The organism is Streptomyces sp. SID14515 (genome assembly GCF_010548505.1).
Taxonomy (GTDB): domain Bacteria; phylum Actinomycetota; class Actinomycetes; order Streptomycetales; family Streptomycetaceae; genus Streptomyces; species Streptomyces caviscabies.
Genome location: NZ_JAAGMH010000048.1, coordinates 1 through 15,163 on the forward strand (window position 1 = coordinate 1; position 15,163 = coordinate 15,163).

At 75.8% G+C, this 15,163-nt stretch carries 12 protein-coding genes; 8 read left to right on the forward strand and 4 right to left on the reverse strand.

Annotated elements, in window-relative coordinates:
* The 4 genes from G3I54_RS09505 to G3I54_RS09520 form a co-directional block, all read left to right on the forward strand.
* Positions 1-504 (forward strand): lanthionine synthetase LanC family protein (locus tag G3I54_RS09505; protein WP_343240298.1); only part of this gene is annotated, 504 nt, incomplete at its 5' end.
* Between the two features lie 95 nt (positions 505-599).
* Positions 600-797, forward strand: a complete 198-nt coding sequence (locus G3I54_RS09510; RefSeq protein ID WP_164613034.1) for a hypothetical protein — start codon at positions 600-602, stop codon at positions 795-797.
* 79 nt (positions 798-876) lie between these two features.
* Positions 877-3,810: an AAA family ATPase gene (locus G3I54_RS09515; protein ID WP_164613036.1), complete on the forward strand. Its 2,934-nt coding sequence runs from the start codon at positions 877-879 to the stop codon at positions 3,808-3,810.
* A 204-nt stretch (positions 3,811-4,014) separates the two neighbouring features.
* A complete protein-coding gene (locus G3I54_RS09520; protein WP_239144307.1) occupies positions 4,015-5,919 on the forward strand; it encodes a BTAD domain-containing putative transcriptional regulator in 1,905 nt (634 codons plus the stop codon).
* Here G3I54_RS09520 and lanKC read toward each other — a convergent pair.
* The 4 genes from lanKC to G3I54_RS38915 all read right to left on the reverse strand — a co-directional run bounded on the left by lanKC (position 5,906) and on the right by G3I54_RS38915 (position 10,543).
* Positions 5,906-8,590, reverse strand: a complete 2,685-nt coding sequence (lanKC, locus tag G3I54_RS09525; RefSeq protein WP_164613038.1) for a class III lanthionine synthetase LanKC — start codon at positions 8,588-8,590, stop codon at positions 5,906-5,908. The two genes, G3I54_RS09520 and lanKC, sit on opposite strands and share 14 nt — an antisense overlap.
* 11 nt (positions 8,591-8,601) lie before the next feature.
* Complete coding sequence (locus tag G3I54_RS09530) at positions 8,602-9,873, reverse strand: MFS transporter (RefSeq protein WP_164613040.1); 1,272 nt, start codon at positions 9,871-9,873, stop codon at positions 8,602-8,604.
* 232 nt (positions 9,874-10,105) lie between these two features.
* On the reverse strand, positions 10,106-10,264 hold the full coding sequence (locus G3I54_RS38910; protein WP_203685820.1) for a hypothetical protein: 159 nt from the start codon (positions 10,262-10,264) through the stop codon (positions 10,106-10,108).
* Positions 10,265-10,381: 117 nt separating this feature from the next.
* Complete coding sequence (locus tag G3I54_RS38915) at positions 10,382-10,543, reverse strand: hypothetical protein (protein ID WP_203685822.1); 162 nt, start codon at positions 10,541-10,543, stop codon at positions 10,382-10,384.
* 333 nt (positions 10,544-10,876) lie between these two features.
* Between G3I54_RS38915 and G3I54_RS09535 the strand changes: the two genes are divergently transcribed.
* The 4 genes from G3I54_RS09535 to G3I54_RS09550 all read left to right on the forward strand — a co-directional run.
* Positions 10,877-12,022: a radical SAM protein gene (locus G3I54_RS09535; protein ID WP_164613042.1), complete on the forward strand. Its 1,146-nt coding sequence runs from the start codon at positions 10,877-10,879 to the stop codon at positions 12,020-12,022.
* The gene (locus G3I54_RS09540; RefSeq protein WP_164613044.1) at positions 12,019-12,744 is read left to right on the forward strand and encodes an iron-containing redox enzyme family protein; all 726 of its coding nucleotides are present in this window, start codon (positions 12,019-12,021) and stop codon (positions 12,742-12,744) included. Before G3I54_RS09535 ends, G3I54_RS09540 begins: the two co-directional genes overlap by 4 nt.
* Positions 12,741-12,959, forward strand: coding sequence for an aroma-sacti cluster domain-containing protein (locus G3I54_RS09545; RefSeq protein WP_103508274.1), 219 nt, complete (start codon positions 12,741-12,743; stop codon positions 12,957-12,959). The genes G3I54_RS09540 and G3I54_RS09545 overlap by 4 nt, the downstream gene beginning before the upstream one ends.
* 104 nt (positions 12,960-13,063) lie before the next feature.
* Positions 13,064-15,163 (forward strand): adenylate/guanylate cyclase domain-containing protein (locus G3I54_RS09550; RefSeq protein WP_164613046.1); only part of this gene is annotated, 2,100 nt, incomplete at its 3' end.

Consider the following 15,163-nt stretch of genomic DNA (forward strand, 5'->3'; position numbering starts at 1 on the left):
GGCACCACCGCCGTCGCGGCCCCCGGGGCCCTTGCCGGAGCGGTCGGCGAGGCCACCGCCCTGACGGAAGCCGCGGCGGCGAGGCCCACGGAGTCGGCCGCCGGGCCCGCCTGGTGCGACGGGGCGGCCGGGATCGCGCTGGCGGTCGCGGACAGCCATGACGCGCTGGCGGACCCGGAGTTGGCCTGCTGGCTGGCGGCGCGCTCCGGCGAGCTGGCGGACATCGGTCCGCTCGCCGACGACAGCCTGTGCCACGGCGAGTCGGGGCTGCTCGAACTCCTCGGCCACCGGGCGCTGCCCGCCGCACGGCCCGCGTGGGTACGCCGGGCCGGGACGCTGCTGGCCGCCGCCGACCGGGCGGGACCGCAGTGCGGGACGCCCGGCCGGGTACCGCACCCGGGGCTGCTCACCGGGCTCTCGGGGATCGGGCACGGGCTGCTGCGGGCCGGGTTCCCCGACCGGATCGGCTCCGCCCTGCTCCTGCGCCCCTCCCGGGCGCCCTGACCCGCCCCACCACCTTTCCCGATGACCACGAACCGCTCCTGATGACCACACACCGTTGCTGATTTCCACACCAACCACCAGAGGATGAGGCAGAGATGAAGCAGTTCCGCGAATCGGCCTTGCAGGCGTCCGGCGACATCGCGCACGAGGGCTCGCGCGAGCACCCGGCCGGGCAGATCTCCCTGGGTTCCACCGGAGGCCTCGGTGCGCGCAGCAGACTCCTCAGCGCCTCGGAGGGCGAGAGCGGCTACAGCCACGACCTGCCCTGGACCACCATGACGGCCCCATGGTGACCAGATCCGGCCAACTCGACGTCAATTGAGCCGAATTGGTCCGCTGCCGTGGGAGTTGTCACTCCAGTAATGTGCGGCCATGCGAGCCACTTCGCCGGTCATCGTCGGGCGGGACGAGGAGATCGGACTGCTGAGCAGCGCCCTGGACGCCGTACAACGGCGTTCGGGGCGCGCGCTGTTCCTCCTCGGGGAAGCCGGAATCGGAAAGTCCCGGCTGGTGGGCGAATGCGCCTACCGGGCCTACGGACTCGGCATGCCGGTGCTCCGCGGCCGGGCCACCTCGACCGGGCTCGTCGTCCCGTTCCGCCCGCTCGCGGAGGCGCTGGCCTCGCGGTTCCGGGCGGCGGGCACCCCGACCGATCCGGAGCTCGCGCCGTACCATCCGGCGCTGGCCCGGCTGGTCCCGGAGTGGCGCAAGGGCGGGTCGCCGGGCTATCCGGAGACGGTCGTCGAGCTGGCCGAGGCGCTGCTGCGGCTGCTGTCCGTGCTGGGCAGGGAGGCGGGCTGCGCGATCCTGCTGGAGGATCTGCACGACTGCGACACGGAGACCGTCGCGGTCGTCGAGTACGTCATCGACAACCTGGCCGATCTGCCGATCCTGTTCCTGGGCACCCTGCGCCCGGAGCCGGGCGCCGCCCTGGACCTCGTACGCTCCGCCGAGCGCCGCCACACCGCCACCGTGCGGGAGCTGGGCCCGCTGCGCGACGCCCAGGTGCGGGCGCTGACCGGGGCGTGTCTGGAGGCGCGGCCCCAGGAGATACCCGAGGCGGTGCACCGGCGGCTGGCCGAACGCGCCGCGGGCAACCCGTACTTGCTGGAAGTGCTGCTGGCCGACCTGCTGGACACCGGCCGGCTCCGGCGCACGGACGACGGGTGGGAGGCGGCGGAGCAGCCGGACGCCTCGGTCCCCTCGGACATCGTCCGCAGCTGGGCGCGCAGGCTGGAGCGGCTGGACGAACCGGTGCGGGACCTCTTACTGGCGGCGGCGACCCTGGGCAGCCAGTTCTCGGTGACCGTGCTCCAGACCGTCACCGGTTTCGAGGACCGGGCCCTGTTCACCCATCTGCGGTCCGCCGTGGAGGCCGGTGTCATCGCCCCGGACGGCGCGGCCCCCGACCGCTACACCTTCCGGCACTCGCTCACCGCCGAGGCCCTGATCTCCTCGCTGGCCCCGGCCGAACGCGCCTCGCTGGCCCGCCGCGCCGCCGGGGCCATCGAGCACTCCGGGGAGCCGCTGGACGAGGACGGGCGGCAGCTCGTGGCGTCGCTGCAGCTGGCCGCGGGCAACCGGACGGGGGCGGCCCGCCAGTTCGCGGAGGCGGGCAGACGGATGCTCGCTTCGGGGGCGCACGGCTCCGCCGTGGTGCTGCTGGAGCGGGCGCACCCGCTGGCCGCCGAGGGCGACCGGGCCGCCGTCGCCGAGTCGTTGGCGGTCGCCCGTGCCGAGGGCGGCGATCTGGACGGCGCGCTGGCGCTGGCGGACGCGCTGCCGCCGGTTCCGGCGCGTTCCGAGGCCGCCGCCCGGCGCGGACAGACCCATGTCGAACTCGCCTGGGCGGCGGTCATGGCGGAGCGCACCGCCGACGCGGCGCTCCAGGTGGAGGCGGCCCGGGCCCTGCTCGGCGCGTCGCCGCCGCCCGGCCGCCGAGCGGCGCTGGCGGTGGTCGACGGATATCTGGCGCTGCTTCCCGGCCATGAGCCCGGGCCCGGGCAGCAGCCCCCGGACCCTGCGGAGGCCGAGCAGGCCGTGCGGGAGGCGGCGGAGACCGCCGAGGCCGAAGGACTGCCCGTGGTGGCCTGCCAGGCCTGGCAGTTGCTGGCGCTGCTGCGGCGCGAGGAGGGCTTCGACGCCGCGGACGCCGCACTGGAGCGGATGCTGTCGATCTCCACCGAACACGCCCTGCCGGTCTGGCGGGTGGAGGCGCTGGTGCGGCTCGGCGCCAACGCGTTCATGCGGACCGGGGACGCCTCCCGGCTGCTCTCCGCGCGGGCGGCCGCCACCGAACTGGGCGCGCTGCTGCTGACCCGTACGGTCGACGGGCTGCTCGCCATGAACGCGGTGCTGTGCGCCCGGTGGGAGGAGGCGCAGGAGATCGTCGACCGCTCGGCGGAGGCCAGTGCCCGGGTCGGCGATCTGTCGGCCCACCGCTATCTGCTGCTGGCCGGGGCGACGATGGCCGCGCACCGGGGGCGGCGGCGGGACATGGACCGGGCGCTGGCAGCGTTCCGGCGGGCCGGGGGCGAGCAGTCGCTGCTGGTGCCGCTCCGGTCGGGGCTGTGCCGGGCGTTCGGGGCGCTGCTGGAGGAGGACCGGGAGCGGGCGGCGGCGGGTCTGGACGAGGCGCTGGCCTGGGAGTCGGACCATCCGAGCTACTACTACCTGAGCGGGCGGTACGGGCTGCGCCCGCTGCTGCGGGTCCTGACGGGCGAGGCGGACCGGGCGGAGCTGGAGGAGGCGCGGGCGGCTCCGGGCGGCTGCCTCGCCTGGAACCGGCAGTTCCTGGAGCTGGCCGACGCGGTGCTGCTGGGGCAGGCGGGCGACCCGGCCGGGGCCGCCCGGCTGATGGCGTCCTTCGGTGTGCGCTCCGCCCCCTTCCCGGTCGCCCACCACCTGGGGCTGCGGCTGGTCGCGGACGCGGCCCGCGCGGACGGGTGGGGCGAGCCGGTGGCGTGGCTGCGGACCGCCGAGGAGTACTTCTACGGGGCCGGGGTGCAGCCGGTCGCCTCCGCGTGCCGGGCGGCGCTGCGACAGGCCGGGGCGAGTGTGGGCCAGCACCGGGGCGGCTGGGACCGGATCCCGTCGCCGCTGCGGACCAGCGGGGTGACCCCGCGCGAGTACGAGGTGTTCGTGCTGCTGCCCGAGCGGCCCGGGAACCAGCAGATCGCCCGGCGGCTGTCCATCTCGCCGCGCACGGTGGAGAAACACATGGCCAGCCTGCTCAGCAAGACCGGGCGCGCGGACCGGGCGGCGCTGTGCGAGTTCGCGGCCGAGTGCGCGGGCGAGTCGGTCTGAGGGCGCGGGGCCAAGGTCGCGGGGCCTGAGGCTCCGGGCCATGGGGGCCGACGCGGGCAACATGGGGGCGTCGGGCGGTTTCGGTCGGGCGCCCGGGCGGAAAATGCGGGCGGGGCCCCGATGTGCGGGGGCCGGACCGGCAGCAGGATCGGGGCGTGCGTACGGCCCAGTCCGCCGCCCGTCCCCGTTTCCGGAGGCCCGCTGATGACCCGACCTCCCGCCCGTACCGGTTCCGCAGGTGCGGTGTACTTCTCCCTGCTCGGCCCGCTCACGGCCCGGCTGGACGGCCGTGAGCTGCCGCTCGGCCCGCGAAAGCAGCGCCTGGTCCTCGCCACCCTGCTGGCCCGCCCCAACACCCCCGTACCGGTGGATGTGTTGACCGACGCGGTGTGGCCGGACGACCCGCCGCGTACCGCCCGCAAGAACCTCCAGGTCTACGTCAGTGCCGCCCGCGCCCTCCTGGGCCCGGCCGGGGACGGGGGCCGGGACCGGGTGATGCACGGCTGCGGGGGTTATCTGCTGCGGATCGCCGAGGGCGAGCTCGACACCCTGCGCTTCGGGTCGCTGGCCCGGGCGGGGCGGGCGGAGGCCGGACGGGGTGATCTGCGGGCCGCCGCCCGGCTGTTGCGCGAGGCGCTGGACCTGTGGGAGGGGCCGCCGCTGAACGATCTGCGGGACTCCGCCGGGGTGGCCGAGGAGGCGGACCGGCTGGAGGCTCGCTGTCTGACTGTCTACGAGGACTGGGCGGAGGCGGAGATCGAGCTGGGCCGGGCGGCCGTCGCGGTGGACGGGCTGCGGGACCTGGTGGAACGCCATCCGCTGCGCGAGCGGTTACGGGCCGCCTGGATGAACTCGCTGCACCAGTCCGGCCGGCAGGCCGAGGCGCTGGCGGTGTACGACGACTACCGGCAGCTGATGGCACGGGAGTTGGGCCTGGAGCCGAGTCCGGCGATGGTGGCGCTGTACCGCTCGATGCTCGGCCGGGGGCGCGAGGCCCGGCGACCCGCCTCCGCCCGGGAGGCGGTGAGCGCGGTGGCGCTGCCCGCCTGTACCGGGGCCTTCACCGGCCGCCGCGACGAACTGCGGGATCTGCTCGATGTGCTGGGCGGCGGCGAGGAGCGCGTGGTGGTCGTCTCGGGCCCGGCCGGGGCGGGGAAGTCGGCGCTGGCGGTCCGGGCGGCCCATCTGCTCGCCGACCGTTTCCCGGACGGCCGCGTCCATGTGCGGGTGCGCCGGGAGGACGGTACGGCGCGTGACCGGGCGGAGATCCTGGCGGAGCTGGGGCGGCTGTGCGGGGTGCCGGAGGGGAACGCCGCCCCCGAGGACGCCTGGCAGGAGTGGCTGGCCCGGCACCGGGCGCTGGTCGTCCTGGACGACGTACCGGACGAGGCGTCCGTACGGGGGCTGCTGCCCCGGTCCGGCGCCTGCTCCGTACTGGTCACCGCCCGGGGGCAGTTGGCCGGGCTCGCCCCGGTGCACCGGATCGCGCTGCCCGTGCTGGCCGACAGCGAGGCCCTGGAGCTGCTGGGCAAGCTGATCGGAATCGGGCGGCTGCGGACCGACCCGGCGGCGGCGTTGCGGATCGTCCGGGCCTGCGGGTCGCTGCCGCTCGCGGTGGAGGTGAGCGGGATGCGGCTGGCGGTGCTGCGGCATCTCCCGCTGGCGGAGTACGCGGCCCGGCTGGAGGACCCGTCGGCCGCGCTGGACGAACTGGTCGCCGGGGACATCGCCGTACGGCACCGGGTCGCGTCCGGCTGGCAGGACCTGGCGGACGGCGACCGGTGGGTGCTGGGGCGGCTGGCCGGGCTCGCCGAGGCCGGGGGCTTCACCCTGGACCGGGCCACGGCGGCGCTGGGCTGCGGGGAGCGGGCGGCGATCCGGGCCGTCGAGTCGCTGATCGACGCCGGTGCGGTGACCTCGCCCGCCGGAGAGGTCACCGCGCACGCGGCGCTGTACGAGGTGCCGCGGCTGCTCGGCCTGTACGCCCGCGAACGGGAGGCGTCCGCGCGGGGCGGTGGCCTGCCTGCCGAAACCCGCGTGCCCTCCCTCGGCGGCGTGCCCGCTCACACCGGCACGCCTGTGGCGGCCGGTCCGTTCAGCCCAGGGTGAGCAGCTTCAGCAGATCGTGCGGGCGGTCGCCGGCGGGGGTTCCGTAGGCGGGCCCCTCGGTCTCCGTACCGTCCGCACCGGCCAGGAAGTGCAGGGCCAGCAGCAGCCCGGCCGCCCCGGTGGCCAGGTCGGCGGAGCAGCGTCGCAGCCCCGCCCCGGGCACCAGCAGCCGGTCGCCGTCGGCGATCAGGTGCCAGGACAGGTTGCGTACGGAGGCGAGCACCCCCGGTCCGGCCGGTCCAAGCTCCAACTGGCGGGCGGTGGCGACGAGTCCGGCCCGGCCGGTGAAGAGACCCGGCTCGCGGACGAACTCGTTGGTGCAGCCCTTGTGCACCCCGGGCAGCAGGGCGGCGAGCGCGGGCGCCTCGTGCCGGGCCAGGTAGGCGTGGGCGACCAGGGCGAAGCCGCCGCTGCCCTGGTCGAGGTAGAGCAGGTGGCGGCGGCCGTCCTTGACCTGGACGGTGCCGTCGGGCATCGCGACGCAGTGGCCGGAGTCCCGGTACAGGGCGGTGCGGGCGGCGCGCAGCAGCCACTCCTCGCCGGTGAGCGCGTGGAGTTCGAGGTGCAGCAGGGCCACTCCGCTCAGCCCGCGCAGCAGCCCGGCGGAGGGCGGGGCGGTCAGGCCGCCGCCCGCCCCGCCCTCGCCCCGGACCAGGCAGTCCAGGTCCCAGGCGGTGCGCAGGGCCGTCTCCAGCAGCTCCGGGTCCGGGTCCGGGGCCGGGACTGGGACTGGGACTGGGGCTGAGCCCGAAGCCGAAGCACCGTCCACCGCGCCCACGCCCAGGGCCGACGTGCCGGCCGTGGCCAGCCGGAGCGCGGCCAGGGCCGTGCCCGCGCGGCCGGTCAGCAGGTCGGCGCAGGCGGAGGGGTGCGCGGCGGCGGTGGCCCGCGCGAACAGCTCCCGCGCCTCGTCCGGGCGGCCGAGCCGGGCCAACACCGCCGCCGTGCCCGGCAGTCCATCGAACAGGCCGCCGGGCGACGCGGGGTCGCGATGACGGGCGGCGTCCACGAGCCAGTCCGTCCAGGCGTCCGGGACCTGGGCCCCGACGCGGTGGAGGGCGTACAGGACACCGGCGGCCCCGTGCGCCAGGTCGCTGCCGCCGGTGGCGAAGGACTTCGGGTCGCCGGGGAAGAGCCGGTCGCCGCGCTCGGGCGTCGCGCCCGCGTGGATTCCGGCGAGCAACCGGGTGCGCAGGCCCGCCCAGTCGGGGACGGGGCCGTCGAGGAGGGCCGCGATCTCGCGCTCCCGGTCGTCCGCCACGGTGCGCAGGACGGCGGGGCGGCGCGGGCCCGCGTCGGCCGCCAGGCCGTACCTCCGGCGGGCCCAGCGTTCCAGGGTCAGGGCCTTGGCCCGGTCGTGCCCGGCCAGCTCCATGAGGGGCATCAGCATGCTGAGCCAGGTCGCCCAGAGCGCGTAGCCGTCGGCCTCGGCGCCGGGGGTTCCGGCGGGCGCCTGGAGGCCCGGCGCGCCCGCCAGGGGGGTGTCCTCGTCGTCGAGGCCGGTGGCGTACTCGAAGTCGATGAGGGCCACGCGGCCGTCGGGGCGGACGATGATGTTGCTGGGGTGCAGATCGCCGAAGCGCAGACCCCGGGCGTGAACAGCTGCCAGAGCGTCGGTGAGTTGTCCGGTGATCGAGTCCACCCACGCGGTGTACGGGGCGAGTTCGGCGGCCGTTCCCGCCCCGCGGACGAGGGCGAAGCGGGCGACGATCTCCTCCAGGAGGGTGTTCCCCTCGATGTGCTCCTCGATCAGGAAGTGGTGTTCCCACACGGTCGTCACCCCGTGCACCTGCGGTACGCAGTCCAGTCCGGCCAGCGCGGTCAGGGCCCGGTGCTCGCGGTGCAGCCGCGTCACCGCGTCGTCTCCCGCCGCGTCGAGCCCGCAGTGCGGCCGGGCCTCGCGGAGCACCACCTGCCGGCCGGTCTCCCGGTGCCGGGCGAGGTAGATGCCGCCCGCGTTGGAGAACTGGAGGGCCTGGGTGACGGTGTACGGGAACGCGGCGTCCCCGGCGGCCGCGCGGGCGGCCAGGTGCGGGCGCAGCGCCCCGGGCACGGTGACCCACGGCGGCACCCGGAACACCACGCCGCGCTCGTCGGGCACCAGATGGCCCGAGGGGTGGCGCAGGGCGGGCACCCGTTCGCCGTTCGCGTCCCGGCACCAGCGGGCGGTGAACGCCCCGTACCGGACGTGCACCGGGCTGTCGCCGATCCGGAGGTCGCTGAGGATGTACGGGCCGCTCCGGCCGGCGAGGACCCGGGTCAGCTCGTCGAGCAGCCGCAGAAAGGCGGCCTCGTCCGGCGGGTAGAGCGTGAGGAACTTCCCCGCGCCGGAGCGGGACATGTACTTGCCGGACATCAGCAGCAGCGCCTGCTCGCTGCGGAGGAACTTGAACGGCACCCCGTGGGCGAGGCAGACCCGGGTGGTGTCGCGCAGGGTCGCCTCCGCCTCCTCCGGGACGGTGGAGACATGGATCTTCCAGCCCTGCGCGGCCGGTTCACCGCGTTCGGGCACCATCGAGGTCCACAGCCCGCCCGGGGTCCGGCACCAGCCCTCGGGGGGCGGGGCGGAGTCCAGCGGGTAGCGGGTTCCCTCATCCCGCAGCCGGGCCGGGGTGTCGTAGTACGTACGGTCGGCGAGGCAGTAGAGCTGGGTCTGCTGCGGTCCGGGCACGGCGTTCCTCCTCAGAGTGCGCCGGGACGACCGGCGGTGTCGTGGGCGGGTCGGGGCTCTTCCGCCGGGCGGGCGGGCGCCGGAACCGCCCCGGCGCGTACGGAGGGGGCGAACGTCACCACGGCCGCCGAGACGGCCAGCACGCACCCGGTCACCCCGAAGGCGGCGCTGCTGCCCAGGGCGGTCAGCAGGGCGCCGCCCGCGAGCGGCCCGAACGGCTGGACCACCGAGGACAGGAAGGAGGCCGCGCTCTGCACCCGGCCGAGCCGGTCCTCCGGGGTGACGATCAGCAGGGTGGACAGGAAGCCGATGCTGGCGACCGTCGACAGGCCCATGCAGAGCGCGCACAGCAGACCGGCCAGCAGCGGGCTGCTGACCCAGGCCAGCGCGGCGGCCGTCGAGACGCAGCTCCAGCAGGTGATGACGATCAGCGCCCGGACATGGCGGTCGGGCGCCAGCCGGGGCGCGAGCAGCGCTCCGACGAGGGCACCCGCCGAGACACAGGTGATGACGAACCCGCCGCCGAGGCCGGAGCGCCCGCCCTCGGAGAAGACGGCGAGCGCGGTGAAGGTGAGGGCGCCGAAGGCGAAGTTCATGCCGAGGCCGAAGACGAGCAGCACCGTGCGCAGATAGGGCAGGTTCCACAGGAAGGTGAGCCCGGCGGTGAGTTCCCGGCGGCTGAACACCGAACCGGCCTTGGTCCTGGCCTCCGAGCGGGTCCGCACGAGGGCCACGCAGACCGTCGAGAGGAGCAGGCCGAGGAACTGGGCGATGAACGGCAGGGCCTGGTGCACGCCGAACAGCGCACCGCCGACCAGCGGGCCGACCAGCCGGACCGTGGAGGTACGCGCCTGGAGCCGGGCGGTCGCCGTGCCCATCTGGTCCGGCGGCACGACCGCGCGCATCAGACCGAAGGCGGCGGGAGCGTAGACGCTGTTGAGGACGGCGCCCGCGGTCGCGACCAGCAGGACGAGCGCCATGGGGGCGCGCCCGTTCCACACGGCGATGGTCAGGGCGGTGACCGCCGCCAGGCTCCCCACGTCGCACAGCCGCATCAGACGGCGGCGTTCGACCCGGTCGGCCATCACCCCGCCCGGCAGCATCGTGATCAGCACGGCGCAGATGGACACGGTCCCCACCGCGCCGGCCTGCACGGCGGATCCGGTCTCCCGGAGGATCAGCAGGGGCAGCGCGAGGGCGCCCATCTGGCTGCCCAGAACAGCGAAGAGGCCGCTCATCCAGAGCAGCCGGAAATCCCGGTTGGAGCGGAGCGGCGTAACCATCGGGGGCTCCCGGAGATCGTCGGGCAGGACAGGGCACTGCATGGCAGGGCAGGGGCGGGGTGGCAGGGCAGGGGGTACGAAGCGCGGCGGGGCGGCTCCGGTGTTCGCGGAGCCGCCCCGTACCGCCTGCCCGCCGGCCGGGCGCCGCGGAGGCGAGGCGTCGGCCTCGTCCCGCCGCGGCGCTCGGCCCGGTGGGATCGGCGCCGCGATCGACGCCGAGGTCTGCCTGCGGTCAGCGCTGCGATTCGACGACGCTCAGCACGCTGATGCAGTTGCCGTCGGTCGTGTCGCCGCCCTGCACGGACGTCTCCTGGAGGTCCAGCACGGAGTGCGCCTCGACCTCGGGGGTCTCGTCGGTTCCGTCGGCGGCCGGCTTGGTGTTCTCGGACATGGTGGTCTCCATCCACTCGTCACTTGGTCACTGCGGAATGACCGGAGCCCCGGTCGTCACTGCGGAATGACCGGAATCCCCGGGCCTGGCAGGCCCCTGGGCGTCCGGTGTGCGGGGTCAGTTCTCGACGACGCTCAGCACGCTGATGCAGTTGCCGGGGGGCGCGATGATGTCGCGGTCGGCGTTGACGGACGTCTCCTGGAGGTCCAGGACGGAGTGCGCCTCGACCTCGGGGGTCTCGTTGGCGTCGTCGGCGGCCGGCTTGGTGTTCTCGGACATGGTGGTCTCCATCCACTCGTCACTGCGGGGCCCGGGGTCCGTGGGGCACGCCCCTCGGTGTCCGGTGCGGCGGGCCGGTGCCTGCCGTTGCCGAGAAAGTTAGGAAGCCGGGCCTGGCGATCGCTTCGGCCGCGGTATGGCGGCGGTATCGGGCCAGTTCGGGCCGGTTCGGAGCGACGGGAACCGGGCTCCGGAGCCCTCGGCGGCGGTGCGGGGAGCTGTCCCGACCTGGGCCCATACCGCCTCCTAAGCGATGCCGGACCGTCCGCGAACCGGTGCCGCACAGCCTGGGTACGCGCCCGACGCGCACCGGCCCCGAAGGAGGCGGCCCGCATGGAACTCGCCGAACTCGTCGCACGGCGGCCCTTCCCGGCCGCCGGTCTGCTCCTCGGCCTCACCCGACGCTGCCCGTTGCGCTGTGCGCACTGCTCGACCGGGTCGGACCTGTTCACCCGGGAGGAGCCGGACGGCGGTCAACTGGAACGGTTCATCGGCTCGTTCACCGAGGAGAACCGGCCCGACGTCGTCATGCTCACCGGCGGGGAGCCGCTGCTGCTGCCCGCACTCGCCGAGCGGCTGAGCACGCTGGCGCGCCGCGCCGGATCCCGTACGGCGCTGCTCAGCGGCATGTTCTTCGCCCGGTCGGGGGGCCGGTGGATCGGCCAGGGCGGTCGGGGCGGGCGGCGCGGCGCGGCGATTCCTCCCGCGATCCTGCGCGCGATCCGCTCGGTCGACCATTTCTCGGCCTCCCTCGACGTCCACCACGAACGCGAGGTCCCGCGCGCCGACGTGTTCCGCGCCCTGCGCCGGATCCGGGACGAGGGCGTGGCCGTGAGCCTGCACCTCACCGGGACCGGCGCGGCCGACCCGTATCTCGCCGGCCTCACCCGGGCGGTGGAGGAGGAGTTCGGCGGCCGGGTCCCGTGCCTGGTCAACGAGGTGCGGCCGTTCGGCCGGGCCGCCGCCTGGGCCCGGCCCGCCCGCACCGGCCCGGACCCGGCGGCGGCGTCGCCGTGCTCGATGGCCGCCTGGCCGGTGGTCGCCTTCGACGGCCGTGTGCTGGCCTGCTGCAACCAGGACACCGTCGACCGGCGGCCCGTCCCGGCCCATCTGGACCTCGGGCACATCGGCGCCGACGACTGGGCGACCGTACGCCGCCGGGCGCTGGATTCGCCGGTGCTGCGCATGCTCCGCACGGTCGGGCCCACGCATCTGGCCGCCCGGTACGGCTCCGGTCCCCCGGCGGGCTCCTACTGCGACGGCTGCCGGGCGCTGGGCGGCGACGAGGCGGTGGTGGCCGGGGCCCGTGCGGTGGCGGGCGGGGCGGCCGGGGCGCTGCTGGACCTGACGGCGGCGGTGCGCGGTTCCCGGGAGGGAGCGCAGGGCGTCGTGCGCCGCCACGGCTGCGCGGCGTACGCACCGCTGGTCGTCGCGGGCGGGCCGGTCCTGCCGGAGACCGACGGACGGAACATCCGATGAGCACCGGGGCCTCCGCGCGAATGCGGACCAAACTCCTCATGCTGGAACCGGAGTTACGGAGCGCGACGCACCATATGTGGCGTGCCGAAGGGCTGTTGCCGCGCTACCGGACGTATCTGTGCACCATGCACGCCGTCATCCGCGCCTCCGTCCCGCTGATGGAGCTGGCGCTGCGTCGAGCCCGCCAACTGAAGGCTTCCGGCGACCCGTTGGCGGCGCCGCTCGCCGCGTATCTGGCGGAGCACATCCGTGAGGAGGAGGGCCACGACGCCTGGCTGCTGGAGGACCTCCGGGCGGCGGGCGGCACCCCCGAGGACGCGCTCGGCCCGCTGCCCTCGCCGCTGGTCGCCTCGCTCGTCGGATCCCAGTACTACTGGATCGAGCACCACCACCCGGTCGCCCTGCTCGGCTACATCGCCGTACTGGAGGGCTACGCGCCCGCCCCCGGCCTCACCGGCCGCATCGCCCGGCTGACCGGGCTGCCCGCCGCCGCGCTGCGGACCGTGCGGGAGCACTCGGTGCTCGACACGGAGCACCTGGACGAGCTGTACGCGCTGCTGGACCGGCTGCCGCTCGGCCGGGAGCGGGAGGCCGCCGTGGCGGTCAGCGCGCTGCACTCCCTCGACGCGCTCACCCGGCTGTTCGTCCGGCTCGGGCGCTCCGCACCGGCGCCGTCGCTGCGGGGAGCCGGACCCGTCCCACCGATGGGAGTCACACCATGACCGGACCACCCGAGAACGGCGAACGGCCCGTGCTGCCGGACGCGTTGTACGAAGCGGGCTTCCCCGTGGACCTGCTCACCGAGGAGCAGCGCGAGGTGCTGAGCGGGCTGACGCCGGAGGAACTGGCGCTGCTGCTCGATGTGAAGAGCCGGCTGGACGCCGTCGGTCCCGAGGTCCAGGCGCACGGCGAGATCGCCGGCGGCGCGCTGTTCTGACCGGCGACCGATCAGCGGTACGGGCCCGGAGCCGGTGGCAAGACACCCCCCAGCACCGGAAGCGGGCCCGTACCCGCCCGACATCCCGGAGAGAAGGACCCGTCATGAACTGCCTCTCGTGCCAGCAGGATCTGCCGCCGACTGCCCGGTTCTGTTCGTCCTGCGGGACGCCGTGCGCGACCGCCGCGCCTGCCGTGAACGCCGCGACCGCCGCCGTGGCCGGACCGGCCACCGCCGCCCCGCCCGGTGACGAACGCAAGCCGGTGACCGTGCTGTTCTGCGATCTCGTCGGGTCCACCGCACTGTCCGGGGTGCTCGATCCGGAAACGCTGCGCACGGTGACCCTGCGGTACTTCGAGGCGATGAGCGCGGAGATCGTGGCGCGGGGCGGCACTCCGGAGAAGTTCATCGGGGACGCGGTGATGGCGGTGTTCGGCGTGCCGGTGGTCCGTGACGACGACGCCCGCCGGGCGCTGGCGGCGGCGCTCGGGATGCGCCGGGCGCTGGCCCGGCTGAACGAGGAGCTGGACGCCACCCTCGGCATCGAGCTGGCCACCCGGATCGGCGTCAACACCGGCCAGGTGGTGGCGGGTTCGGACACGACCGCCCGGCAGGCCCTGGTCTCCGGGGAGACCGTCAACATCGCCGCCCGGCTGGAGCAGAACGCGGGCCGGGGCGAGATCCTGATCGGCCCGGAGACGCTGCTCGCCGCCGGTCCGACGGTGCGCGCCGAGCCCACCGGGCCGCTGCGGCTGAAGGGCAAGCGGGACAGCGTGGAGGCCTACCGGCTGCTCGCGCTGGGCGCGGACGACCCCGAGCTGCTGCGCCGCTTCGACGTCCCCTTCGTCGGGCGCGACGCCGAGCGGCGGGCACTGGACGCCGCCCTGGAACGGACCGTGAGCGGCGGCGGGGCCGGGCTGCTGCGGGTCACCGGGGAGGCGGGCATCGGCAAGACCCGGCTGGTACGGGAGTGGCTGGCCGGGCGGTCGGCGTCCGGCGCGCTGGTGTACGGCGCGGGGCGGTGCCGCAGTTACGGGGACCACGGCACCCTCGCCCCGCTGGCCGACGCGGTGCGTTCGCTGGTCGGCCCCCCGGCGGGTCCTGCGGCGGTTCCTCCTGCGGGTCCTCCTGCGGGTCCTGCGGCGCTTCCTCCGGCGGCGGGCGGGCCCGCGTCCGTACCCGGCCCGGCGGACGGGGCCGACGGGCTGGCGGTCGACGACGCGATGGCCCTGCTCTCCGGGGGGCTGCTGCGCGACGGCACGCCGAACGCGCCCTTCGAGGACATGTGCGCGGCCCTGACGGCGGTCCTGGAGCGGGCCGCCCGGGTCCGCCCGGTCGTGCTGGTGCTGGACGACTGGCACGCGGCGGCCCCGCTGCTGGTCCGCACGGTGCACCGGCTGACGGACGGCTCCGGGTGCCCGGGGGTGCTGGTGCTCTGCGCCGGGCGACCGGACGGGCCGGACGAGGGCGGCGACCCGCCGGCCGGTGCGGGTCACCTCCCGCTCGCCGGCCTCCCCCGCGAGGAGGCGGCCCGGCTCGCCGCCGGACTCGCCGGTCCGGACGGCGGGCCCGCCCCGGTGGACGACCGGGTCCTGGCACGGGCCGGGGGCAATCCGCTCTACCTGGAACAGCTCCTGGTCGGCGACCGGGCGGACCCGGCGGCCGCTTCCCGCCCCGGCGGCCCGGCCCCCGAGGAGGATCTGCCGCCCACGCTCCAGGCCCTCCTCGGCGCCCGCATCGGGGCGCTGGCCCGGGCGGAGCGCGGGGTGGTGGACCTGGCCGCCGTGATCGGCCGGGAGTTCACCGCACCGGAACTGGTCCGGCTGGAGCTCTCCGTACAGGCCGGGGAGGGCCACGGCCCCGGTCCGCTCGCCGGCGCGGCCGCCCCGGAGCACCGGCGGCGCGTCGAGGAGGCGTTGGCGGTGCTGGGCCGCCGCCGGCTGGTGGAGTCGGGGCCGCCGGGCGGCCGGGAGGAGGCGGCGTACCGGTTCAGCAGCGGGCTGGTCCACGAGGTCGCGTACGCCTCGCTGTCCAAGCGGGCCAAGGCGGACCGCCATGCCTGGGCGGCGGAGCTGCCCAGCGTGCTGCGCGGCGGCGACGGTGCGGTGGGCGGCCATCTGGAGCGCGCCTACCGCTACCGCGCCGAACTGGGCCTGCTGGACGACGCGGCCCGGCGGCTGCGCGACCGGGCCGCCGCCGCGCTG